This is a genomic window from Microcoleus sp. bin38.metabat.b11b12b14.051, assembly GCF_013299165.1.
Taxonomy (GTDB): Bacteria; Cyanobacteriota; Cyanobacteriia; order Cyanobacteriales; family Microcoleaceae; genus Microcoleus.
In genome coordinates, this window is sequence record NZ_JAAFKD010000028.1 from 1 (window position 1) to 25,333 (window position 25,333).

At 44.6% G+C, this 25,333-nt stretch carries 20 protein-coding genes; 12 read left to right on the forward strand and 8 right to left on the reverse strand.

The window, feature by feature from the left end; all coding sequences use genetic code 11:
• Nucleotides 1-1,132 (forward strand): HDIG domain-containing metalloprotein (locus QZW47_RS23535; RefSeq protein ID WP_293132354.1); only part of this gene is annotated, 1,132 nt, incomplete at its 5' end.
• Between the two features lie 607 nt (nt 1,133-1,739).
• Here the strand turns inward: QZW47_RS23535 and QZW47_RS23540 are convergent.
• The 3 genes from QZW47_RS23540 to QZW47_RS23550 form a co-directional block, all read right to left on the reverse strand.
• Entirely contained in the window at nt 1,740-2,216 is a 477-nt protein-coding gene (locus QZW47_RS23540) for a nuclear transport factor 2 family protein (protein ID WP_293132357.1), read from the reverse strand.
• 136 nt (nt 2,217-2,352) lie between these two features.
• Nucleotides 2,353-2,478, reverse strand: coding sequence for a hypothetical protein (locus QZW47_RS23545; protein ID WP_293132360.1), 126 nt, complete (start codon nt 2,476-2,478; stop codon nt 2,353-2,355).
• Nucleotides 2,441-3,307 carry a carbohydrate ABC transporter permease gene (locus QZW47_RS23550; protein WP_293132556.1) on the reverse strand — a complete coding sequence of 289 codons (867 nt, stop codon included), beginning with the start codon at nt 3,305-3,307 and terminating at the stop codon, nt 2,441-2,443. The genes QZW47_RS23545 and QZW47_RS23550 overlap by 38 nt, the downstream gene beginning before the upstream one ends.
• Before the next feature lie 67 nt (nt 3,308-3,374).
• On the opposite strand from QZW47_RS23550, the gene rpsF reads away from it, so the two are divergent.
• Nucleotides 3,375-3,710: a 30S ribosomal protein S6 gene (gene rpsF, locus QZW47_RS23555; RefSeq protein ID WP_265234432.1), complete on the forward strand. Its 336-nt coding sequence runs from the start codon at nt 3,375-3,377 to the stop codon at nt 3,708-3,710.
• A 259-nt stretch (nt 3,711-3,969) separates the two neighbouring features.
• On the opposite strand, the gene QZW47_RS23560 is transcribed toward rpsF, so the two are convergent.
• Nucleotides 3,970-4,716 carry a creatininase family protein gene (locus QZW47_RS23560; protein ID WP_293132366.1) on the reverse strand — a complete coding sequence of 249 codons (747 nt, stop codon included), beginning with the start codon at nt 4,714-4,716 and terminating at the stop codon, nt 3,970-3,972.
• Nucleotides 4,717-5,377: 661 nt separating this feature from the next.
• Between QZW47_RS23560 and QZW47_RS23565 the strand changes: the two genes are divergently transcribed.
• Together QZW47_RS23565 and QZW47_RS23570 are read left to right on the forward strand one after the other, a co-directional pair.
• Nucleotides 5,378-6,118 carry a response regulator transcription factor gene (locus QZW47_RS23565; RefSeq protein ID WP_293132369.1) on the forward strand — a complete coding sequence of 247 codons (741 nt, stop codon included), beginning with the start codon at nt 5,378-5,380 and terminating at the stop codon, nt 6,116-6,118.
• Nucleotides 6,119-6,580: 462 nt separating this feature from the next.
• Complete coding sequence (locus QZW47_RS23570; RefSeq protein WP_293132372.1) at nt 6,581-8,869, forward strand: alkaline phosphatase PhoX; 2,289 nt, start codon at nt 6,581-6,583, stop codon at nt 8,867-8,869.
• Nucleotides 8,870-9,533: 664 nt separating this feature from the next.
• Here the strand turns inward: QZW47_RS23570 and QZW47_RS23575 are convergent.
• Entirely contained in the window at nt 9,534-9,668 is a 135-nt protein-coding gene (locus QZW47_RS23575; RefSeq protein WP_293132375.1) for a hypothetical protein, read from the reverse strand.
• A gap of 235 nt (nt 9,669-9,903) precedes the next feature.
• On the opposite strand from QZW47_RS23575, the gene QZW47_RS23580 reads away from it, so the two are divergent.
• The 4 genes from QZW47_RS23580 to QZW47_RS23595 all read left to right on the forward strand — a co-directional run bounded on the left by QZW47_RS23580 (nt 9,904) and on the right by QZW47_RS23595 (nt 15,040).
• Complete coding sequence (locus QZW47_RS23580) at nt 9,904-12,657, forward strand: ATP-binding protein (RefSeq protein ID WP_293132378.1); 2,754 nt, start codon at nt 9,904-9,906, stop codon at nt 12,655-12,657.
• A 21-nt stretch (nt 12,658-12,678) separates the two neighbouring features.
• Entirely contained in the window at nt 12,679-13,071 is a 393-nt protein-coding gene (locus QZW47_RS23585) for a response regulator (RefSeq protein ID WP_293132381.1), read from the forward strand.
• Nucleotides 13,068-14,384 (forward strand): adenylate/guanylate cyclase domain-containing protein, encoded by a 1,317-nt coding sequence (locus QZW47_RS23590; RefSeq protein WP_293132384.1) that lies wholly within the window; start codon nt 13,068-13,070, stop codon nt 14,382-14,384. Before QZW47_RS23585 ends, QZW47_RS23590 begins: the two co-directional genes overlap by 4 nt.
• Before the next feature lie 248 nt (nt 14,385-14,632).
• Complete coding sequence (locus QZW47_RS23595; RefSeq protein ID WP_293132387.1) at nt 14,633-15,040, forward strand: response regulator; 408 nt, start codon at nt 14,633-14,635, stop codon at nt 15,038-15,040.
• A gap of 399 nt (nt 15,041-15,439) precedes the next feature.
• Here the strand turns inward: QZW47_RS23595 and QZW47_RS23600 are convergent, their stop codons facing one another.
• Together QZW47_RS23600 and QZW47_RS23605 are read right to left on the reverse strand one after the other, a co-directional pair.
• Complete coding sequence (locus tag QZW47_RS23600) at nt 15,440-16,195, reverse strand: 4'-phosphopantetheinyl transferase superfamily protein (protein WP_293132390.1); 756 nt, start codon at nt 16,193-16,195, stop codon at nt 15,440-15,442.
• 636 nt (nt 16,196-16,831) lie between these two features.
• Nucleotides 16,832-17,029, reverse strand: a complete 198-nt coding sequence (locus tag QZW47_RS23605; protein WP_293132393.1) for a hypothetical protein — start codon at nt 17,027-17,029, stop codon at nt 16,832-16,834.
• A 48-nt stretch (nt 17,030-17,077) separates the two neighbouring features.
• On the opposite strand from QZW47_RS23605, the gene QZW47_RS23610 reads away from it, so the two are divergent.
• Genes QZW47_RS23610 through QZW47_RS23625 form a run of 4 tightly spaced genes read left to right on the forward strand, consistent with a single transcriptional unit; the run spans nt 17,078 to nt 22,023 of the window.
• Nucleotides 17,078-17,797, forward strand: a complete 720-nt coding sequence (locus QZW47_RS23610) for a sigma-70 family RNA polymerase sigma factor (protein ID WP_293132396.1) — start codon at nt 17,078-17,080, stop codon at nt 17,795-17,797.
• Nucleotides 17,787-18,929, forward strand: coding sequence for a DUF1822 family protein (locus tag QZW47_RS23615; protein ID WP_293132399.1), 1,143 nt, complete (start codon nt 17,787-17,789; stop codon nt 18,927-18,929). Before QZW47_RS23610 ends, QZW47_RS23615 begins: the two co-directional genes overlap by 11 nt.
• Nucleotides 18,926-20,824 (forward strand): CHAT domain-containing protein, encoded by a 1,899-nt coding sequence (locus QZW47_RS23620; RefSeq protein WP_293132402.1) that lies wholly within the window; start codon nt 18,926-18,928, stop codon nt 20,822-20,824. The genes QZW47_RS23615 and QZW47_RS23620 overlap by 4 nt, the downstream gene beginning before the upstream one ends.
• Entirely contained in the window at nt 20,821-22,023 is a 1,203-nt protein-coding gene (locus QZW47_RS23625; protein WP_293132405.1) for a tetratricopeptide repeat protein, read from the forward strand. The genes QZW47_RS23620 and QZW47_RS23625 overlap by 4 nt, the downstream gene beginning before the upstream one ends.
• A 580-nt stretch (nt 22,024-22,603) precedes the next feature.
• Here the strand turns inward: QZW47_RS23625 and QZW47_RS23630 are convergent.
• Entirely contained in the window at nt 22,604-25,312 is a 2,709-nt protein-coding gene (locus QZW47_RS23630) for a CHAT domain-containing tetratricopeptide repeat protein (RefSeq protein WP_293132408.1), read from the reverse strand.
• Nucleotides 25,313-25,333 lie beyond the last annotated feature (21 nt).

The window sequence follows — 25,333 nt, forward strand, 5'->3', positions numbered from 1 at the left end:
CTACGGTTCGGCGGTGGGAGTGACTGTGGTGGGGCTGCTGTCGGCGCTGCTACCCATTGGCTTGGATGTAGAGTTGATTCATTTGGTGGCTAGCGCGGCGGGGGGATTGCTGGGCGCTTTTATGGCAGAAAGATTGCGATCGCGCGAGGAGTTGGCTCTTTTGGGCGTGGCTGTCGGCTTGACTCAGGGCATGGTTTATCTGGTGGGGACTTTGATTGCCAGCGCGGCTGCGGGTGCGATTTGGTACGTGGTGCTCGGTACGGTGGGCGCGCAAAGTTTGGCGGGTTTGGCTTGGAGCGTTGTGGCGATCGGCATCAGCCCTTATTTAGAACACGTTTTTGACCTAATTACCCCGATCCGGCTGGCGGAACTTGCCAATCCCAACCGCCCGCTGTTAAAGAGGTTGGCGGCCGTTGCTCCGGGGACTTTTCAGCACACGCTATTTGTGGCTAGTTTGGCCGAAGCTGCGGCGAGAGAACTCGGCTGCAATGTTGAGTTAGTCAGGGCTGGGACATTATACCACGATATCGGAAAAATGCACGACCCGAACGGATTTTGCGAAAATCAAATGGGCGGGGGCAACAAACACGATGAAATTAATAACCCTTGGACGAGCGCCGAAATTATTAAAAAGCACGTTAGCGAAGGGTTGGTAATGGCGCGGAAACATAGATTGCCGAAGGCAATTCAGGCGTTTATTCCTGAACATCAAGGCACAATGTTAATTGCTTATTTCTACCATCAAGCGCAGCAAATTGCTGCCAAAGAACCGGAAAATTTAAATATTACTTTGGCAGATGCGGGTAATTCAAAGTTAGCAATCAAAACCAGGGAAGTGAGGGAGCAGGATTTTCGCTACGACGGGCCGATTCCGCAGTCGCGGGAAACGGGGATTTTGATGCTGGCGGATTCTTGTGAGGCTGCTTTGCGATCGCTCAAGGATGCCACTCATGAGGAAGCTTTGAATATGGTTAATCGGATTTTGAGGGCTCGCTGGCAGGATAATCAGTTGCTGGATTCGGGTTTGACTCGGGAGGATATGTCTTTAATTGCGGAGATTTTTGTGCGGGTTTGGGAACAGTTCAATCACAAGCGGATTGCTTATCCTAGTGCAGTTTTTACTCCGAGGTAGAAACTTGTGAGTTAATTTTTAGAATATTTTGTTTATGGTAAAATACCATTTTGGTGGTTCGTAGTGAGGACTTCAGTCCTTCCATCTGATGCGGACTGAAGTCCTCACTACGAACCTAAAAACCATTAAATCATTTGTCCTTCCATCTGATGCGGACTGAAGTCCTCACTACGAACCTAAAAACCATTAAATCATTTGTCCTTCCATCTGATGCGGACTGAAGTCCTCACTACGAACCTAAAAACCATTAAATCATTTGTCCTTCCATCTGATGCGGACTGAAGTCCTCACTACGAACCTAAAAACCATTAAATCATTTGTCCTTCCATCTGATGCGGACTGAAGTCCTCACTACGAACCTAAAAACCATTAAATTATTTGTCCTTCCATCTGATGCGGACTGAAGTCCTCACTACGAACCTAAAAACCATTAAATTATTTGTCCTTCCATCTGATGCGGACTGAAGTCCTCACTACGAACCTAAAAACCATTAAATTATTTGTCCTTCCATCTGATGCGGACTGAAGTCCTCACTACGAACCTAAAAACCATTAAATCATTCCCAATCCCTAAATCTAAAATCTAAAATCTAAAATCTAAAATCGTTTAAGATGTACCGCGCAGGGCACCATGTACTTGAGGATTGCCGCTGACAATCACTACGGTTTGCTTGATTCCATCGATCGCCCAATGTCCGTCTGTTGTTTGAATCAAAGTGTGAAAATAGTTTCCTGCTGTGTCCAACCGATTTTGTCCGGCTTCGCGAGTGGGGTCAAGTCGATAAATTTGGTATGCAGACTGGCATTTGGCTGTATTGTTGTGAATAGTTACTTCATGATTTGTGCTGATGTGCAGCGTTCGCAAACCTGCAAGTCCTTCTACTCGCTGTTGTATATACTCTTCTGCGGTTATTCGTCTGGGAGTTTCACTCCTGAATTCCGAATAGTCGATATCTATTTCGTCCGCTAGGTGCGATCGCAATTTTTGCCAGTCTTTGGCGTCGATCGCATTTGCAAATGCTACGATCGCATCTATGACAGCAGCCCGGTTCACAATCCAGCGGATTTCTGGGAGTTCGTACATTGTAGGGATGGTGAATTAAATAATTTACACAAAGCTGTGGGATGGGCGTCTCGCCCGTCCAATCATAGACGGGCGAGACGCCCATCCCACGCAGATAAATTTTGAGTTTATCCTAGTTTTTGATTGTAGCAACCGCCTAGACGGCTGGCACGTTATTAATTGCTGAAACATCAGCTTTTCTTCCTTCTTCCTTCTTCCTTCTTCCTTCTTCCTTCTTCCTTCTTCTATCCTTTGACTCCGGCGGCCGCTTCTGTCGGTACAATGTATTTTTGCAACAGCACAAACAGTCCTAAAACTGGAATAATCGAAATAATCGAACCCGCCGCCACCAAACGCCAATCTAAGGAAAATGTCCCGGCTAAATTGGCGACACCTAAAGGTAACGTATAATATTCTGGCCTGTCTAAAACTAGCAGCGGCCACAAAAAGTCACTCCAAGAACCGATAAATACAAAAATTCCTAATGTGACTAAAGCTGGCTTAATTGCGGGAATCATGACGTGCCACCAAATGCCTAATTCTGTGCAGCCGTCGATGCGGGCGGCTTCTTCTAATTCTTTGGGAACTGCGAGAAATGCTTGTCGCAATAAAAATATGCCGAAGGCTGAGGCGAGTCCGGGAAATATGACGCCTAAATAGCTATTTTTTAATCCGAGTTGTACTGTCAAAATGTACAGCGGAATCATGACTATTTGGAAGGGTATCATGATTGTGGAAATAATTGTAATTAAAATGGCTTCGCGGCCGCGAAAGTTAAGTCTGGCTAAGGGGTATGCGGCGAGGGCGCAAAACAAAACGTTGATGCTGACTGTCAGGCCTGCAATTAGGGTGCTGTTGAACAGGTAGCGCCCGAAGGGGTTGGTTTCCCAGACTTTGATGAAGTTTTCGAGGGTTGGCTGTTGCGGCCACAGTTGCGGGGGATATTGAAAGATGTTTTCGCTGGGGGATTTGAGGGAGGTACTGAGCAGCCACAGCAAGGGAAACAGCATTAAAAGTGCGATCGCCCCCATGATACTGTACGTCCACAGGGTTCTCCACGGCGATCGACTACGGTTTGGGGAATTTGATTTTTTAGCTTTGAGATTGTTCATGGTTGGTATATGATAATAAGTCCTTGCTTCGCGAGAAGCCTTGTTTGTCCATAAGGGAATTATTGCCATGAAACCGTTTATTTACGAAACAATGTACATTCTGCGCCCTGATTTGGGTGAAGAAATGACTGACCAGGCGATCGCGAAATATCAAACCATTTTGCGCGATCAAGGTGCTGAAAATATCGAAACTCAGCACCGCGGTAAGCGTCGCTTGGCTTACGAAATCGGCAAGCACCGCGACGGAGTATACGTTCAAATGAACTATACAGCTCCGGGCGCTGCAATTTTTCCTATGGAACGCGCGATGCGTTTGAGCGAAGAAGTGATTCGCTATTTGACGATTAAGCAAGATGTCCCAGATGCACCTGAAGCTGAAGCTGAAGCTGAAGTCGCTGCTTAGATTTGTGTCAACTTAACGTCTTAGTAGTACGGATCTACTGTTTGATGATTAGGGCCAGATCCCCCCTAGCCCCCCTTCTTAAGGGGGGGACAAGAAGTGTTCAAAGTCCGTCTTTTTAAGGGCGGGGACAGGAAATATTCAAAGTCCCCCCGACTATCCGGGCGAACAGGATTCATCTCAAAGTCCCCCTTCTTAAGGGGGATTTAGGGGGATCGAGACTACGCTAAAAACGCGATTTATCAAAATTTTCAGGTAATTGTCAATCTGAGTTCAAAAACTCCAAATAATTATTAGTCAATTCTTTGACTGCTAATTCGTGAAATTGCTGGCCGTGTTGGGGAGTCGCTAAGGCTGGATTTGAACCCATTCTCCCGTCGGGAAATCGGCGCCGGAAGTCAGCAGCACTATAAATTTTGTACCCGGATGCAACTTCTTCCGAAAGCGGTGCTTGTTTGATTGCTTCTGGATAAAGGTACTGGGTTAGTGCAACTTCGCTGGGGGTGGCGTGGGAACCTTCTTGGTTTCCGTACAATTCTTTGGCGAGTTTGTAGACTGAACCGCACATGAACCAGTTGCCGATTTGACACTGGATTCGATCGGCATTTGGCACATTCAAATCCGACAAATGCGCGTATGTCTCGGAAAATGCTGCTTTCATCGTCGCAATATTCCCGCCGTGACCGTTAATAAAGAAATATTTCTCAAATCCGGCTTTTGCTAAAGATGTGATATAATCTCTGATTACCAGAATCAGCGTCTGCGGTCGGAGGCTGATGCTACCGGGAAAGCTGGTATGATGCAAGGCCATCCCCACATTAATTGTCGGGCCGATTAAGGCATTGGCTGCTTCGCCGACACTCTGGGCGATCGCAGAAGCAGTAATCGCGTCAGTTCCGATTAAGCCGGTGGGCCCGTGTTGTTCGGTGGAGCCGATCGGGATAATTATGCCTCGGGAGCTCTCTAGATAAGCTTCAACCTCGGGCCATGTACTCAAATGCAGCAACATTATAGGCAGTCTACAGAATTTTTACTTGTAAGTTCGATCGTAGCGGGTCTGGGTCAGTTGTAGGGCGATCGGCTGGTAGTGCGATCGTCCAACTCCCGTCCAACTCACAAAACACTATTCCTCAAAAACCCGTCAGATTCCCAGATTTATAGTTAATTTAGCGCCATATTTTTCTATTTCCCAGGTGATTGAGCGTAAATTCGATCGGGATTGTATCTTCCCACAAAGCTGTAGGGTTCGGTTATAATTGAACAGCAACATTACTGATACTTAAATAAATTAACCATTTATTTACTAAAACTTTACCTTTTGATAACCTTTTGCCTGTACGATAAAGCCATCTCCCTATAGATTGGGTGTAACCTGGTCAATCACAAGCGGGCAATGTTTTACAAAGTAATACCGAACCCTAGGAATGACCGGGCTTCTAACGCCTGGACGCAGGCAGACAGCGCAGCTATCGCAACTGCTCAACGGCTATATTTCTTGCACGAACAAGTAAAAACAGTCGAGCGTATGTCTGTCGGATGGACTGGCGAAAGATTATAAGTGATTCAAGAGTCGATCGCACATAAAGAGCGATCGCAGCGCGAGAGTGCCTCAGCTACTGAAGAAAGCACCTCCCGCTAGCTACATACAAACACAACTCCCACTGATATTTATGTCTTCTGCTGAATTAAGCGAAAGTCCTTCAAGGCTGGCTGTTGGACAAGCCGGCCGCATCTTGTTATTGGAAGGTGAAGACCTGTTGCGGGAAATGCTAGCTTTGGCCCTAAAAGAACAGGGCTATGAGGTGGTTGTTACTAGCGACGGGCGCAACGCTCTGCCTTCTGTGCAGGCTTCCTCGTCTTACCACGGTGAATTCGGTTTTAACCTGTTAATTATGGACTCAATTAACGGTTTGGATCTGTGTCGAATGTTACGGCATCAAGGAAATCCCGTTCCTATTTTGATTGTCGGTGCGAGAGGAAGTGCCAACAATTGCGCTTTTTATCTCGAAGCCGGATCGGATGATTATCTCACCAAGCCTTTTGGAATGCGGGAATTTATCGCCCGCTGTCGGGCACTAATGCGGCGCCAACGTCTCGGTCAGTTACCACAACCGATGATGCTGCAATATAAGAACATAACTCTTTATCCTGAAGAATGCCGCGTGTTAGTTCATGGCATTGAAGTGAAACTTTCTCCTAAACAGTTTCGCTTACTAGAACTATTTATGACTAATCCCCGGCGAGTTTGGTCTCGCGATCAGTTGCTAGAAAAAATTTGGGGCCAAGATTTTATCGGAGACAGCAAAACAGTTGACGTTCACATCCGCTGGCTGCGCGAAAAGTTAGAAATCGATCCTGGTCAACCGGAATATATCATTACAGTACGGGGGTTCGGCTATCGATTTGGTTGAGTTTTTAGATTATTTGTACGGTTCCAAGTTGCAGTCAAATATGACGTAGGGATACAACAATGTTGTGTCCTTACTTGTATGTATAGGCTAATTAAATATCTTGCAAAAATAGTTAGGAACGGGCTCTTCGGCCCGTTCCACAAAGATATTTTTTATGTGGAATGGGCCGAAGAGCCCGTTCCAAAAGTTGATAAAAAAGATTTTTGCAAGAGGTCTATTATCGTAGGGTACTCGGAATAAATGGTGCGTCAGTTTAGAGATTGTCTGTAATTATCAAGAATTACCTTTGCTGACGCACCCTACCTATACCTGTCAATTATCCCAGGCTAATTATCGTAGGGTACTCCGTAATAAATGGTGCGTCAGTTTAGAGATTGTCCGTAATTATCAAGAATTACCTTTGCTGACGCACCCTACCCATACCTGCCAACTGTCAACTATCAACTGTCAACTGATTAAACTATGACTATCAAGCGTCGAGAATTTTTACTGTTCTTGGGTGCAACGGCCGGTACTTTTGCACTCAATTCTTGCGAACAAAAAAATGCCATGCCCTTCCCACAACCTGTTAACTCTGCAAAGGAGGGCGGGAATATTGCAGCAGGCCTAAACTTCCAACCAGTCAAGGGCCCGATGCCTTTGCTAACCAGCAGCACCTTAACAAAAACTGGACAATTCATCCCCATTAGCAACGTATCCACCCAGCAACAAGCCGAAGCTTACAGCACTTACGAAGTAGCAGACGACCTCGTACTTCCAGAAGGCTTTACCTACGATATCGTAGCTGCTTGGGGAGACAAAGTGGGCGATTCTCACTTCGGCTACAACAATGACTATCTGTCTTTTGTAGAAACAGGCAAAAATCAGGGATTCTTAACAGTTAATTTTGAGTACATAAGTGCCAAACCTTGGATTCAAACTTATCAAAAAGTTATTGGCAAATCTCTGCCTTTTGCTAAGTTAGAGGCGGCTGCGACACCCGCCGGAAAAGCTGGAATAAATGCTTTTGCTATTGCGGACAAAGACGCGACTAAAAAAATGGTTGTAGAAGTATCGAAAGCAGCTTTGATTGATGTGGGAATTGGGGTAATTTCTGTTAAAATAAATGATGACGGTAAATGGGTAAGAACGAATTCTCCAGCCGATCGCCGAATTACGGGCATTTCCGGCCTAGAAGACGGGCGCTACCTCAAAGCCACCGGCCCAGCGGTAGCTGTGTTCAACAAAAAAGGTAAAGGCTACTCGGATAAGTTGGGTTCAAAAATCATCGGCACTTTTAATAACTGTGCGGGCGGAACTACGCCTTGGGGAACGGTTTTTAGTGCAGAAGAAAACATTCAGAATTTTGTGCCAGAAGCTGTATTTGCAGACGGTACATCTTTCGATCCAAGCAAGAAAAATTTCTACATTGATGCCGAAGAAATTGGCGGTTTGGGTAATCCGTTCGGCTTGGCGGGGAATAAATACGGCTGGATGGTAGAAGTAGATCCGGCTAACCCCAACGACTACGGCACCAAACACACTTGGTTGGGACGCTGCCGCCACGAAGCCGTCGGCATTCGTGTGGTAGCGGGGAAACCCTTAGCATTTTACTCCGGGTGCGATCGCCGCAGCGGACATATTTACAAATTCGTCAGCAAAAACCCAGTCAAAAACCCCAAAGATCGATCGAATTCCCAGCTATTGACAGACGGAATGCTTTATGCTGCAAAATTTAACGCTGACGGCACCGGTAGATGGATTGCACTAAAAACTGATACCCCTGTCAATCCAGATTTGCCTAGCATTCATGCAGGCGGAATGATTAATTTGCCGCAGCGCCCGGAAGGCGGTTTTGTCAAAGTCGAAAAAGATACAGAAGCCGTTGCTTTTAAACAAAAATTCAAGACTTTAAATGACCTCTACGAAGGCACAGCTAATGAAAAACAAGGTGCAATTTTAATAGACGCTCACTATGCCGCCAGTGCCGCAGGAGCCACTTGCACTGCTCGTCCCGAAGACACTGAAATTGCTCCTGACGGTTCTCTCTACATTACCTTTACTTCCGGTTCTGCAAGCGACAGCGACGGCGGGCCGGATTTGCGAATTTTTCAAGGCAAGGACGGCAAACCTTACGAATACGGCTGGATTATGCGCTTAGTTGAAGAGGGTAACGAGCCCTCTGCAATGACTTTTCAATGGAAAATGTTTGCGACGGGCGGCGAACCCGCTGCGGGCGGATTGGGTTTTTCTAATCCCGATAATTTGGTAATTGATAAGGGCGGCAATGTTTGGATGGTTAATGATATGTCTTCTGACAAACTGAATGCGCCTGTTGCTGCTGGCCGAGTTGATAAAGATGGAAAACCAATTAGTCAATCTAATTTGCGCGGTTTGTACGGTAACAATGCGATTTGGTTTTTGCCTGCTTCTGGTGAGAGTGCCGGGGAGGCTTTCTTGTTTGGCATTGGGCCGATGGAATGCGAAACTACTGGGCCGTTTTTTACTGAGGATGAAAAGACTTTGTTTTTGGCGATTCAACATCCGGGAGAAATCAACGGGATGCGAAAAGATATGGCGGCAGACAGCCGGAAATTTGCCATGAAGACTATTGATGGTAAGGAGTTTTTGCAGACTCGAAAAGTGCCTGTAGGCTCTAACTGGCCTGGCAAAAAAGTTAATAATCCACCTAAACCTGCGGTGGTGGCAATTCGCCGGGTGAATTCGCAGCGGTTGACTTATAGCAGTGGACAGTGGACAGTGGACAGTTGACAGTTGCAGAGTCAGAAAATCAAATTGTTTCTGCTATGGGCTATAGCCTCTATTCATGAGGTTATTTATGTCCTCACCGCTGTGGCGATTGCTATAGTTTGAATTTGAGTGGAAAAGCCGATCGACCTTTCCACTCAAATCCCTCGATCCAAAACCTAAGTAGGTGGGGTGCTCTTCGGCGCACCTTACCTTACAGCTATTGGCCAAATCCATGCAGGCGATCGCTTCTTCCTTGCTTCTGCTATGAATTTCTCCGATCAATCAAATTATTGCCAGAGGGCGAAGCTGGCATTTGTGGTACTCTGAGTTCGCAAGTGCAACAAATACCCCAAATGCAAGCTGCACAGCATTTACATGGGATATTTCCTAAATTTATCAAAAAGCGTCAAATCCTCTCCCCATCACCCTTTCTCCCTCTCTTCCCCTCAATTACCATACGCAATCTAGATGCGGCACAGTCGAGCGCGATCGTATCTCTATTTTGCTGTACAATCAAAAGCAGACGTTTGTATTTATTCATTCATTCAATAAAAAATGTTGTAGAGTTCTGCGGTGCGCTGGCAGTTGACAAGTCGCACCTAAAAAATTAGCAGATTATAACAACACTGAATAACCAGGATAAAACTTACGATAAGAAACCGAGTTTATAGAACCCATTTGAGATCTATTCTGCGTAAATCTCAGAAACCGGGTTTCTAGGAGTATTTCTCGTCATCCAACCCAAAAACTCGTAGAAACCCGGTTTCTTCCCCCGGGCGTAAATCTCAGAAACCGGGTTAATCTCGGTATTTCTCGTCACCCAACCCAAAAACTCAAAGATCTCAAATGGGTTCTATATAATAAATCTTGGTTTTGCAGCGAGAAATCTGCTCGCGAAATCGGTGTCTCTACTCCTGTACATCCCAAACAGAGGGATATACTGCATGGCGATTTTGGGAATCGCACAGTCAATTTTTTCAGGTGGATGTCCACCACCTATAAGTATTTCTTAACTCAAAAAAATCCAGATCCTAATTAGATCGAGCACTAACGTTGTGAACAAAACCGCATCCACTGCCACCGAAGCCACAAAAACTGCTCGATCGCGAACCCTGCGAACAGTTTTGATAGTTCCCTTCGTCTTGCAACTGTTCGCTGCGGTGGGACTTGTAGGATATCTCTCATTTAAAAACGGACAGAAGGCAGTGAATGAAATTGCCGATCGACTAATGACAGAAGTAGGCAGTCGCGTTCAACAGAATCTCGGTACTTACCTGACTGTACCCCATCAGGTCAACCAGATCAATGCTGCTGCGATCGAACTCGGCACCCTCAACCTCGAAGATTTACCTATTTTACAGCGTCATTTTTGGCGGCAGATTCAGATATTTGATACCCTCACTTTTAGTGGTTTAGCATTAGAACAAAGAGACAACTTAGGGGCAGAAAGGCTCGACAATGGCTCGCTGACTTGGAGAGTATCGACAGCAGCAAGTAACTATGATTTCCGCACCTATGCTACCAATGAATCCGGCGAAATCGGCGCAGTATTAAACAACAAAACTAATTTCGACCCGCGCATTCGCCCTTGGTACAAAGCTGCCGTAGCTGCTGGCAAACCCACCTGGAGTCAGATTTATTCCAATACGGCTGGCATTACTGCTTATCTCGGCGCATCTATGCCTTTCTACGACAAACAAGGCAAATTGCAAGGGGTGCTGCTAACTAATATTAATTTGTCCACTATTGGCAAGTTTTTGCAAAGCTTGAAAATCGGCGAAACCGGACAGGTTTTTATTGTAGAGCGATCGGGAATGTTAGTCGCAACTTCCACAGGCGAAAAACCGTTTCATACCGCCAACAAAGACTACGGAGCTGAACGAGTTAAAGCAATTGACAGTAAAAATACTTTCACTCAAACCACTGCTAAATATTTAGCATCTAATTTTAACGAGTTCCAATCTCTGACAACAGCGCAGTCACTAGAATTTGATGTTGAGGGTAACAAACAATTTTTACAAGTTCTGCCTTGGCAAGATGATAAAGGATTGGATTGGTTGATTGTGGTGGTGGTTCCAGAAGCGGATTTCATGGCACAAATTAATGCCAATAATACCGCGACCATTTTGTTGTGCATTGCTGCTTTTGTCGTCGCGATAATTGTTGGCGTCGTTACGGCGAGGTGGGTAACCAAACCAATTTTATCTTTGAACGAGGCTGCCAAAAATATTGCTAAAGGTGAATGGGGCAAAAGTGTAACGCTCAACCGCGATGATGAAGTCGGAGAACTTGCAAATTCATTTAATAGTATGGCGGCGCAACTGCAAGTATCCTTCACAGAAATGCAAGCTTTGAATGCCGAATTATCTGAGAGTGAAAGTCGGCTAAATCAAATTTTAGAGGCGGTTCCGGTGGGGATATTTGTAGCCGAGTCTAGTGGCAAACCTTATTATGTTAATTCTCGCGCTCAGGATTTGTTAGGAACAGGTATAGTAGCTAATACTTCGGAGGAACTTAGAGAGATTTATCAAATTTATCTGGCAGGTAGCAACGAAGTTTATCCGGCAGAAAAAGATCCAATTATCAATGCTTTTAAAGGAGCCAGCGTTAACGTTGATGATATGGAAATTCGCCAGCTTGACAGGATTATTCCGATCGAGGTTTGGGGAACGCCTATTTATGATGATAAGGGAAAGGTGAGTTATGCGATCGCAGCTTTTGCCGATATCACCCAACGCAAACAAGCCGAAAAATTGGTAGCGGATTACAACCGCACTCTCGAAGCCCAAGTCGCCGAAAGAACCCAAGAGCTCAAAACAGCCCTAGACAACCTGCAAACCACCCAAGAAGAGCTGATTCAATCGGAAAAAATGGCAGCTTTAGGCCAATTAGTCGCCGGAGTTGCTCACGAATTGAATACTCCGCTGGGCGCAATTCGATCGAGTGCGGGAAATATGACTAAGTTTTTGGGCCAAACCATCACAAATTTACCCTCACTGTTTCAGTCGCTTTCCCCCACCGAATCTGAAAATTTTAACACATTGCTGTATCGCTCGCTACAAAAAGATATGACTTTAACAGCTAGAGAAGAAAGGAAGTTAAAGCGGGCTTTGATTAGTCAACTCGAAGGCGAAGACATTGACGAAGCCGATGAGATCGCCGACACTTTGGTAGATATGGGGATTTATGAGGCGGACGACTTTCTGTCTTTGCTGCAAAAGGTCGATCGCGATCGCATCTTAGAAATGGCTTACAAACTCTCAGAAATCCAGCGAGGCACCCAAACAATTAACACCGCAGCCGATCGCGCTTCTAAAGTCGTCTTCGCCCTGAAAACCTATGCCCGTTACGACTCATCAGAAACCATGGTTGAATCTAATATAACTGAAGGCATAGAAACCGTACTCACCCTGTATCAAAATAACCTCAAACACGGCGTCGAAGTAATCCGCAATTTTCCCAAAATACCCTCGATTTTGTGCTATGTAGACCAACTAAATCAAGTATGGACAAATCTGATTCACAACGCCCTGCAAGCGATGGACAATCAAGGCACATTAACTCTGGACATCCGGCAAGAAGGCAACTATATCAAAGTCGGCGTTACCGATAGTGGCGCCGGAATTCCAGCCGAAGTCATGCCCAAAATATTCGCCCCCTTCTTCACAACCAAACCCCCGGGAGAAGGCAGCGGTCTCGGTCTCGATATAGTCAGAAAAATCGTTGAAAAACATCGCGGTCAAATAGAAGTTGAATCCTTTCCAGGCCAAACTACTTTTACAGTTGTTCTACCTGTCAATCTCCCCTAAACACTTAGTTAACCAGCAAAAATGTCTAAACCAATTATCCTGTGTGTTGACGACGAAAAAGTAGTTTTACAAAGCCTTAAAACCCAGCTAAAATCAGCTTTTGGGAATGCTTACACTTATGAAATAGCCGAAAGTCCCGCCGACGCTCTAGAGTTAATTGATGAATTCAATGATGACGAAATTTCAATTATCTTGATTGTCTCGGATTGGTTAATGCCAGGAATGAAAGGAGACGAATTTCTGATTATGGTGCATCAAAGATTTCCTAAAATAGTAAAAATAATGCTGACAGGTCAAGCCGATGAAGAGGCAGTAAAAAGGGCTTTTGACGAAGCCAACCTCCATCGGTGTTTGCTGAAACCTTGGTCGGAAATCGAGTTAATTGAAACCATTAAAACAGCCTTATCGTTATGACCAAACAAGTCATTATTTGCGTTGACGATGAAAAAACTATTCTCAAAAGCCTGAAGACGGAATTAAAAGAGGCTTTAGGGAATACTTATCAGATTGAAATTGCCGAAGGAGGTCAAGATGCCCTAGAGTTAATTGCTGAATTGCTCGAAAACGGCTATGAAATTCCTTTGATTATCTCGGATTACGTAATGCCTGACATGAAAGGAGATGAATTGTTGCGGCTAGTTCACGAAATTTCTCCCAAAACTCTCAAGGTGATGCTGACGGGTCAGGCGACTATTGAGGCGGTAGGAAATGCCATCAAACAGGCGAAACTCTACCGCTACATCGGCAAACCTTGGCAAACTCAAGACTTGCAACTGACTGTAACAGAAGCCGTCCACAGTTACAGTCAGGATAAAAAACTAGCAGAACAAAATGCCGAACTTCGGAAAATGAATCAAGAGCTAGAATTTGCTCTGTCCCAGCAATTACAATTAACAGAAGCTGCTAAACGCTTTGTGCCGAATGAATTTGTCTCGCTGCTAAGCCACGATAGCTTGAGCGACGTTCGACTCGGCGACAGCGTGGAAAAAGAAATGTCAATATTGTTTTCTGATATTCGGGACTTTACGGCTCTTTCAGAGAGTCTGACACCTCAAGAAAATTTCAATTTTATTAATTGCTATTTGAGTCGAATGGAGCCTAGCATTATTGAAAATCACGGGTTTATTGATAAATATATTGGCGATGCAATTATGGCTTTGTTCGCCCACACTGCAGACAATGCAGTCACAGCAGGAATTTCTATGCTGCACAGTCTCTATGAATACAATCAACATCTGATTAGTTGCAGCTCCCCACCAATTAAAATTGGGCTGGGTATCAATACGGGTTCATTGATGTTAGGAACAGTTGGGTCAACGAACAGGATGGACAGTACAGTGATTGGGGACGCGGTGAATTTAGCCTCGCGAGTGGAAAGCTTGACCAAAAGTTACGGGGTGGCGATGTTGATCACTCAAAATACTTTTTTAGGATTGAGCAATCCCGCAAGTTATGCAATCAGAAATATTGGCTGTATTCGAGTTAAAGGTAAATCGGATTTGGTGACGATTTACGAAGTGTTTGACGCTGATATACCGGAATTGAAAGAGGGAAAGTTAGCAACTTTGCCCGTATTTATCGAAGCATTGTACAATTACGCCGCTGCTAAACATCAAGAAGCGGCAAAACTGTTTGCTGATTGCATCCGAAAGAATCCGCTGGATAAGGTAGCCCAAAATTATTTGCAACGCTGTCAGGAAATCCAGGGGAATTTTCCCATACTTTAGCGGACTTATAGCCTTTGTCAAAAAGATGATCTCTAACTGGAGATTTTAGATGAAAGCTTTCGCGACGGCGAGATTCCTCAGATGAGATATCGAACTGGTATATGTACTTGATAAAAGTGGCATTTGGTGTATATATTATTTAAAATAGTGATACAGAGCGAGTGTACGCGATCGCCTGTATTAGCAAATGAGTTTAACTGCGGTAAGATACGGATTTTTATCTACAGGATATAACTGTTAAATTAAAAATGTCTAAACCAGTAATTTTATGTGTGGATGATGATATCTCTGTATTGGAGAGTATCAAAACGCAGCTTAAGTCCAGTTTTGGTAATAAATATTATTATGAATTGGCTGAAAATGCGATCGATGCTCTGGAAATACTAAAGGAGTTGATTGAAAAAAATATTCAAGTTATGGTGATTGTATCAGATTCATTAATGCCAGGAATGAAGGGGGACGAGTTGCTGGTTTGCATCCACGAACAATTCCCTAATATCGTGAAAGTAATGCTCATAGGGCAAGGGCAGGAAGCTGCTATTGCTAGGGTGCAAAAGGAAGCAAACCTTGATTCATGCTTGTATAAGCCGTGGTTGCAATCGGAATTAATTGAAACTATTAGTTCGGGACTTAAAATAACAGAATATAACGAGTAATATTACGTGATATTTTTGATTATTATACAATTCACAAAAAAGCTTGCTACAATCAAAAAATTGGTTCGTTTCCTCCACCCAATGTGTAAGGTGCGGATCTATGATATCTGGCGTGAAATGCCAGGAATTGTTCATAGATCCGCACCCTACAACTACTGTTGCAGAATTTTTCAGAGATGGAGGATACGGCAGTGCCGTGTCCCTAATTTAACTCAAAACTCCCGGTGGGTAGTGATACCATTTTTATAAAGTACCGCTACACAATTACCCCCCCAACCCCCCCTTACTAAGGGGGGGCTAAGAGTTCATTCATAGCACATCTTTAAAAAAATGGTATGAGGACTGCAATTGAGATTTTTTAATCTGGTAAAAATTGCATACTTTACTGCGAACCTTAACTTAAATCTCTGCTGTCCACTGCCAACAATTAAGTTGGCAGCAATCTCCTGCAACCGCAACAGCCGCCACCATATCTAAACTGGGAATTAATTCAATTAAAGACCATCTCGATGTTGCTTCGGGGTTTTCGGTAATAGTTAATAGTGCTGCTGGTTCTCCGGGCGCGCAGGTGACAGCAAACTGATTCAGGGGAATAGAAAGGCCTTTGCCGACTGCTTTAATGTAGGCTTCTTTGCGAGTCCAGCAGGTGAAAAAAGCTCTGACTTGAAGATGTTGGGGCAGGGAATGCAGCACGGAGTTTTCTAATGGTGAGAAAAACTTTTCAGCAATCTCCAGACAAGGAAAGTCGGGATTTATGCCTTCTATATCGACACCGATATCTCGATTGTTGGTAATAGCAATTAGAGTGATTCCGCGAGAGTGAGACAAATTGAAACGCAAACTGTCTCCACCTTGGGCGATGGTGAGGGAGGGTTTGCCGTAGGGGTTGCATTCAAAGCGCAGGAGGCTGGGATTTATGTGGAGGTAGCGGCTGAGAATTGCTCTGAGGGCGCCGCGACTGACAATAAATTGCGATCGATCTTTGGGAAAGTGAAAACGCTGTGCTTTTGTCTGTTCGTCGGTAGAGAGAGTCTGCTGCAAACTCTGCAAGCAAGACTTTGTTTGAGCTTGACAGACGCGCCAGACGTGGATGGAACCGATATCTAATGTCGGGTTTTGCGGTGGGGAATTCCAGGAAGCAACAACTGCAATCATCTATTTAGGGCTGGCTGACAAACAGCTTCTGCATGGGGTGCTGATACCAAATCCGGGTTATTCATCTCTGTTAATTGTTAAAGCTATTTGAGATTTGAGATTGGGGATTGAATGATTGAAGAATGGAAGCATTGAAGAATTCAAGATTGGCGATCGTCAAGGGCGTAGGGAACCAGGATTTGGCATGATTCGCGGTTGCTACGAGTTTTGGTTTGAGTAGCGAGAAATATTATAGGTAGAAAGGGGGTTTTACCGGCTATTGGTGACGCATCACATAGCTAAGGATCACAAATTAAATAACTTACAATTTTAATTGTTATTGTGTGGTGTCTCGCCCGCCCTTGTGAGAGGGGCGGGCGAGACACCCCACAAACTTGTGCAAGTTATTAAATTTTCATTCCTAACCGCACTCTTGATTATTAGTTGAGCACCCTCAGTGATTGCTTGGTTTCACTCGCTGTTTGAGAGATAGGGCTAATACCATTTTTCTAAAGTAGTGTTATACAATCACCCCCCCAACCCCCCCTTACTAAGGGGGGGCTAAGAGTTCATCTCTAGCAAATCTTTATAAAATTGGTATAACAGGGTGGATCTGAGTTGTGGACTTTTAGTGCTGTCGCGAGCTCGCGGGCTTTGTCAAGGAGGCGATCGCCACAGCACTAGAAAAAAAGTCATTTTTGTGAAAATGAGATATTCCCGACTGACAATCGCTGAAGGGGCGATCGCCAGCTTTACAAAACTCAACATACATTCAAATAGCCGCATCGACTGCACAGCAATAGTTTCAGCCGCAGACTCAAAAAAACTTGGGAAGTTTGCAGAAAATTTTCCCACATATCCCGATAAGTAAATGTAGGAACAAAGTTGCGGCCGCACTTAACTATGACTGATGAATGCAACCCCTCTGAGGGGGAAGACCACTTATCGGATGAACTCGAACTCATCACTGAAGCTTGCGGGCATCTCCCGGGTAGTTCGCAGCGCCGTCGTTGTTTGGATAGACTGATTCGAGACATTATCAAGTCCGGCAAACTCTGGAAAGAAAACACACCTTACTACCCAGATGCCTTGCAACAAACATGGATCTATTTTGCTAATAATTTGTGTGAAGCTACCACAGCAAAACGACCCTATGACCCGGAAACCAGCCGCCTTACTACTTGGCTAAATGCCTATCTCAGAAATCGGCTGTTAGATTTTCGTTTGGAGGAACAAAGAGAAAGAGCAGAACGATCGCGCCGTCGCATAGTTTCATTGCAAGGAGTACAAGACGAAGAAACGCTCAATTCAATTGACAAGATCGAAGCCGTGACTGATTCATTCTTTTATTTACAAGAAATTCTAGAATGGATAGAAATAGATCCAAATAACGAGTTAAAAAGCAGACACGTCAGAGGCAAACCGCAGATCAATTGCCAAGTTTTATTGCAGCGCCAGTGTTCGTCACCTCAAAGCCTTCAAGAACTCGCAAAAGAGTTTGGCTGCGCGGCTTCGACTTTATATGACTTGTTAAACAATGACTGCCGCCATTTGCTGCAACAATTTTGCGAAGATCAAGGATATCAAATCAACATACCAGGAGTGTACAGTAATGAACGATAGCAACCTTTGGGAAATCGACTCTTTATCAATGCCAATTACTCAAAAGGCAATGCAGCTTGCTCGGCAGTTTTCTGGGCAACAGTCCCACCCGCAAAAGCAAGAGCAAGTTTATCTCAATACTTTGGCAGTCCTGGCAGTTCGCGATTACCTGACAATTTTGAGTATTGAAACTGATTTGACTCAATGCGATAGCTGGAATCCGGTAATTCGCTTGTTTGCAGATGCTGCGGATTTGTATGTTAAAGGATTGGGTAAAATCGAATGCCGCCCGATTAAAAATCGGCATCTAAATTCATTTCCCCAGCCGTTAGAGAGTTGCCCGGTGCCGGTGGAAGCAAGGACAGAACGCATCGGCTATATTGCGGTAGAAATTGATGAAGAGGAAAATGAAGCAAGATTGCTGGGTTTTTCGGCAAGTGCGGCGGCGGGCGAATTGGTATTGAGGCAATTGCATTCTCTGGACGATTTTTTGGTGCATCTAGAGCATTTGTTTGAAGCTAAAGTTGACCTGCGCCAGTGGTTGGTAAATGTGTTTATGCCGGATTGGCAGCCTTTTGAAGCGGTAGTTAACCCGCAGCCGGATGCGGTTCCCGCCGAGATAATTGAAAATCCGCGTCCTTCGAGATTGCGGAATTGGTTAAATGATGTTGTGGAAGCGGGCTGGCAGAAAATTCAGCAAGGAAAGCAGAGTTTGGAAGATTTAGTATTTCGCGATAGTCGCGACACTTTTGCATTCCGAGGCGGTGGAAGTTCGGGAGCCGAATCTCATTTTTTCGACCGTAAGAGCAGCGTCTACAGGTTGCCAGAAGCTGATGTTACTAGGGCAAAGTTGATTGATTTAGGCATGGAGTTGGGAAGGACAACTGTTGCTTTATTGGTGGCTATTGCCGAAGAGAGCGATCGCACTATGAGAGTTTGCGTTCAATTGCATCCGGCGCTGGGACAAAGATATCTGCCACCGCACACTAAACTTTCGTTAATATCCGACACCGGAGAAATTTTACACGAGGCTGAATCAACGATGCAAAATTCGTGTATTGTGCTGAAGGATTTTGAGGTAGAACCCCAAGAGAGCTTTAGCATCAAAGTAGCTCTCAAAAATGTGAGCGTGACAGAAAATTTTGTGGTATGATGAGTGAAATTTACTGTGCGGGCATCCAATTTATGAGCTGGACTATCATCTTGGCTTTGGGATCTGGGAGTCTAAAAAGCGGGTTTCCTCACGTCACGGCGGAACTCAAAGAAACAGGAAAAACCTTCGCTAAATTTCCTGCCAGCTTGCCCCCAGCACCAGAAGTTGAGGAATTGCACAGAAGGTGGAAAGTGCTTTGTAACGCACTCAAACCTGGGAGCGCTGCGAGTCGAATTAAATTGAAATCACCAGGCGTCACCACAAATTTTTCTGAGGACACACCGGAAGAAATATATCCGAATTTGTACAAACACATGAGGGAGTGGCTGGCATCTGACGAGTTTTGCAAAAAAATTGAATTGAATCTCAGAACTTACATCGGCAATATATCTGAATCTTTTAAAATCTTTTTAGAAAACGATAATTCTCAGCTTTGGGAGTTGCCTTGGGATGCGTGGGCCTTGCGCGAAGTTTACGCCAACTGCGAAATAATTCTGACTTCGTGCGAATACGGAACAATTACGCGAGCGAGAAACGCAGTACCAGTAGTTAGATTTTCTGAAGGCAGGATTTTATGCGTGTTTGGCAACAGTCAGGGCATTGATATTAAAAAAGATCGCAGAACAATCGAAAAACTTTTGGGCGATCGCTGCGAGTTAAATTTTCTCAAAGAGCCGACTGCTGAAAAGTTGTATGAGGAGCTGTTTGACGAGAAAGGCTGGCAAGTTTTATTTTTTGCAGGACACAGCAACAGCGACTGGAATGCTGCTAACGGACTGCTGTATATCAATCAAAATCCTGACAACAATACTATCACTGTAGAGGAGTTAAAATCTGGTTTAAAACAAGCTATCAGTAACGGCTTGCAGTTGCTGATTTTTAATTCGTGTTCGAGTTTGGGCATTGCTACGGATATCGTTGCTGAGGGTTTGCATTTGCCGTCAATAATTGTGATGCGCGCGCCGCTACCAGATCCCATTGCTCACGATTTTGTAAAGTCTTTGTTTGAATATTTGGCATTAGGAGATCCTTTGTTTTTGGCGGTTCGCAAAGCTAAAAATGATTTGCTGTCGTGGGAACCTCGATTTCCGGGTGCGAGCGGAATTCCCATGCTGTGTCAGCATCCGACGTTTGACGAGTTTATTTTACCGAGGTGGAAAGCCGAAAACCCTGTGAATCCACCTTTCTCCGAGGCTCAGGCGGGCGATCGCCCAAACCACGGGAATTTCATGATTCCAACTCAATTGATGCAGCGGGCGAGCATCAGTTTAGCTGTTGTGGCGATCGGCTATCCATTGATCGGCCCGCATCTGGGAGCTGTGATTAACACATTCGGGATGGAAAAACACCGCAACAATCAATTTTTAATCGCGAAAGTTTCATACAATCTAGCTGCGTCACTCGATCCAACTAATGGCTATTATTTTTATAATTTGTCTTTACTTTGCGATCAAATAAACGAAGACGAGTGCGCGGAACAAGCCATGAAACAAGCAGTCTGGCGCGGACTTCCCGAAGCTTATGCCCAATTAGCTAAATCGCTGATTGTCAAAAATAAACCTCAAGCTGCTTTAAAAGTAATCGGACTGTGTTTAGAACAAACTGAATTTGATGGAGTGAAATCAGCTTGTTTGAAAAATCGCGGTTGGTTGCGTTTCAATGACAACCAATACGACTCAGCGGAAGCAGATTTAAGAACGGCTATATCTCTCAACACTAAAACTCCAGAAGCTCAATGTCTTTTAGCGAAGGTACTCGAAGCTAAAGGAAAACCGCAAGAATCACTAAAACATTGGGCAGAAACAATAAAATCTGGCGAGGCTAGAATTCCCGAACAAGATGAGTGTATCCAAATAGCCAAACAACGTTTACAAAAAATAGGAAATAGCCCATGAAAAAACAGATAGCCACTTGTATAGGCGCCAGCGCGATCGCCAGTACGGTCATTTCAATCAATATTCTACCTCATTCGCGCTTTGGCAGTCACACAGATTTATCCAAAATATCCGCCAACAACCTCATAATTTCCCCAGCAATCGCAGCAACGAGCAGAATATCCAACGGACAAATCCTGAATATTAGCGGCGAAGTGCAGTTACAGCGTCAAAATGGCCGCAGTATTCGCGCGACAACCGGCACGCCAATTTATCCGGGCGACAAACTGCAAACTTCACAAAACGGACAAATTACCATCCAATGTGCAGATTTAGGAATTAAGTCAATTAAAGCGGGTGAAAATCAATTAAATAGCTGTTTGTTGGTGAGCGACAAGTCGCAGTCTGACTGCAATAAAAATTTAATTAGATGTCCCGATCGCGGTGATGATAAAATTGCTTGGAACAACGCGCCGATTCCTTATATAATCAGTCCGAGGCGGACGCAATTGCTGGAAAATAAGCCGGCTTTGCGCTGGAATCCGGTTGCGGGTGCGACTAGCTATAAGTTGAGCCTTCTCGAAAATAATTCGAAGTTAAATTGGGAAATGACGGTTAACGGTACTGAGGCGGTGTATGCGGGGGAACCGGCGCTGAAACCGGGTGTTAAGTACCGATTGATTGTGGAGGCGAATACGGGGGTTTCTTCGGAAAGTGCCGCAGGAGAGGGATATAGAGAGTTTGGTTTGTTGGATGAGAAGGAAGCTCAGGCTGTTAAAGATGCGGTTGGGGCGATCGACCAACAGGTACCGAATGCCGTGGCAAAAAAATTAGCAACAGCCCATATTTATCTTAGCACAAACTTGATTGCCGAAGCAATAGAAACCTTAGAAAGCTTACCAACAGTGGGAGTTGAGACAGCGCCAATTTACCGGAAGTTGGGGGAACTGTATCGAGAGCGATCGCAACTGATGCCGCAGGCGGAAGTATATTATCAAAAGGCAATCAATGCAGCTAAACCAGACGATATCGAGGAGCTAACCGACGCGCGTTACGGTTTGGGACAAGTTTATTCATCGATGCGGAACTATCCCGAAGCTCGGCGCCATTTGCAGTCAGCAAAAGAGGGATATCAAAATTTGGGAGATTTGCCAATGGTGGAAAAGATAGAGAAGCAATTGCAAGACGTGCAAAGAAAAGAACAGAGAAAAGCTGCATAGTGCGATCGATTAATCGCACTACGAACCGTTCGTAGTGCGGAATTTATTCCGCTCTCTGACTGCGGACGCCAGGACGCACTACAAACCGTTCGTAGTGCGGAATTTATTCCGCTCTCTGGCCGTTCGTAGTGCGGAATTTATTCCGCTCTGTGGCTGCGGACGCCAGGACGCACTACAAACGGTTTATTTATGATAATCCAATAGGGTTCACTTAAGAAGTGTCATTGCGAGGAACGAAGTAATACCAATTTAAAAAAACATTGCTACAAAAAATAAATTAGAGGTTTTTACCTGTAGGGATACGGCACTGCCGTCTCCGGCAATTTATGATGATGACATATAATTTATATACGCTTAATGTGCGTAGCAACAATTTGTCACGCATGGTATAAGACGGCGGTTGAAACCGCATCTACACAAAGATCAGACGGCGGTTGAAACCGCGTCTACAGAAACGATGTCCGCCTCCGCGGACTGAAGAAGATAACGTAATTTTCACCGTCTTCTCTTCAACCCGCGGAGGCGGGTTTTGTTCGTATCGACGCGGTTTCAACCGCCGAGTATTCAACCGCCCGCTATTCTACCGCGCATCACCAATCAAAATAAACGGCGACCAATAAAAAGGATGAGGAGAAATCTTAATCTGACTCAATTTAGCTTGCCGCAAAGCTTCCGCTTTACTCATCCCTTTATTAATATTTTGATAAAATGCCACCATCAATTCTTGAGTAGCTGAATCATCAACACTCCAGAGACTCGCCATCACAGCATTCGCACCCGCGCGCTCAAATACATAGGCAATTCCCGATATTTCTTCCCCGTTGGAATTGGCTTGCAAAGCTGTTTGACACGCACTTAAGGTGAGAAGTCTGGTGTTTTGCAATCCTAATAACGCGGCATCGGCAATATTGAATTGAGTGTCAGCAAATAGAAGTGTATTTGCTTTCATGTCCAATTTTTGACAGCCTTCGGGTTGGAAACAGCCGTGAGTTGCTAGGTGCAAAAAGGGAAAGCGAGGTGCTTGGGTTTTGAATTTGTCGAGGGTGGCGGTATTGCCGATATAGGGGGGACTGCCAGGGAATAATTGAGCGATATTTCTGACTTCTGCTTCGGAACCGGGTAGATCTTGCGGAGGGCGGGGGACGGGATTTCCTAATGCTAAGATGCCGCTTTGTAATTTGGAATCAGGACTTGACCTGGTTGAAATACGGGTGAGATAGTTGATGGGATATTTCTCGATTAGGTATTTCTCAGTTTGCTTATCTAAAAGGGCTTCAAATGGGATATAACGCAATTTTCCTGTGGCGATGATGCTCAATTGTTTGGGAGAAAATGCCTGTATTTTGTCTTCTACTGGGCGAATCAGGATATCGTATAGTTTGCCACCAGTGTCTTTGTAATCTGACGTGAGTCCGCTTGATATCTGTTCGCGGTATTGAGTGATGAGTTTGTCGAATTCTGTGGGATCTATTGCAATTTTTTTAACATTTAAACTGTCTTTTGTCAAGACAAATATGGCGATCGTATTGGGAACATTTTTGGCATTTGTCAGCAAGACGGGTTGAATGACAACGGTTCCGGGTGAGATACTTGCTTTCAGTTGGGCGATGTCTTTGAGTTTAGTTTCAAATAGTTCGGCGACTTCCGGGAAACTGCGGGAGATTTGTTCGGCTTGGCGGTTGACTTCTGCTTCTGATTCCCGGATTTGTCGGGAGAGATTTTCTGAGAATTTGTCTTCTAGTTGGCGGCGGAGGGATTGCAGTTGTTGATTTTTTTGATTCCATTCGTCTATGGCTTTTTGTGCTTGGGGGTTGGCGACTTTGGCGTTGATGAGGCGGGTGTAGTCGGCGAGGTCTACTGTGGTGGCGATGTTGACCCATTGAAAAGCGCGATCGGCTTGGTTTTGATCGATGAGAAGCGATGTGAGGGCGATCGGGGTTAAGTTATTAGCTTGTAAAAATTTTTGGCGATTTTCTCGCTGTAAACCACTCCGCATTTCTAAAGTAATCTTGATGGAGTCCTCCAAATTTTTGATGGCATCAGTAGGTTTATTTATATCTCGGTAGGCTAAACCCATATTAGTTAAAGTAACAGCTTCCCCAGGGCGATCGCCCACTTTCCGCCTAATTTCCAAAGCTTGGTTATAGGATTTCAATGCCTTGTTTGGTTGTTTCATGTTTTGGTAGGCTAAACCCATATTATTCAAAGTAGTAGCTTCCCCAGAGCGATCGCCCACTGACCGCATAATTGGCAAAGCTTCGTTAAGGTATTCCAATGCCTCTTCTGGTTTTCCAATGTTGTTATAGGCTAAACCCATATTAGTTAAAGTAGCAGCTTGCCCTGGGCGATCCCTCACTTTCTGCCTAATTTTTAAAGCTTGCTTAAGATATTCCAATGCCTCTTTTGATTTTTCAAGTTTGTCGTAGGCTAAACCCATATTATTCAAAGTAGTAGCTTCCCCAGAGCGATCGCCCCCTTCCTGCCAAATTGCTAAAGCTTGCTTAAAGTTGTCCAATGCCTTTTCTGGTTTTCCAATTCTGTAGTGGACCCAACCAATACCATTCAAAGCAACAGCTTCTACAAATCGGTCGTGTACTTCCTGTGAAATTGGCAAAGCTTGGTTATAGTATTTTAATGCCTCTTCTGGTTTTCCAATGCTGTCATAGACCCAACCAATATTAGTCAAAGTTCTAGCTTCCGCAGAGCGAGCGCGCACTTCCTGCCAAATTGGCAAAGCTTGGTTATAGTATTTTAATGCCTCTTCTGGTTTTCCTGTGTTCTGGTAATATGAACCAATATTAGTCAAAGTTCTAGCTTCCCCAGAGCGATCGCGCACTTCCTGCCAAATTGGCAAAGCTTGGTTATAGTATTTTAATGCCTCTGTTGATTTTCCAAGTTTGTCGTAGGCTAAACCAATATTAGTCAAAGTCAAAACTTCCCCATAGCGATCCCGCACTTCTCGCGAAATAGGCAAAGCTTGGTTAAAGTATTTTAATGCTTCTTTTGGTTGTCCAATGTTGTTGTAGACCGTACCAATCCTATTGAGGACTGATACTTCCGTTGTTAGATCGTTCAATTGTCGTACAATGCTTAAAATCTGCTGCCATGTTTCTATTGCCGGTTGCGATTTTCCTTGCTGTTGCTGTTCCATTGCTTGCCGTATCAGTTTCTCTACTTCTTGACTCTGTGCATTTGGACTTTGCGCCCTACTAGGTTGCACCATGGGTGGTACAGTCAGAGGAGTTAAAAACACACCCAAAACCAAAACACTGATAATAATTCGTTTCATAACCTTACCTAATTCTCCTCA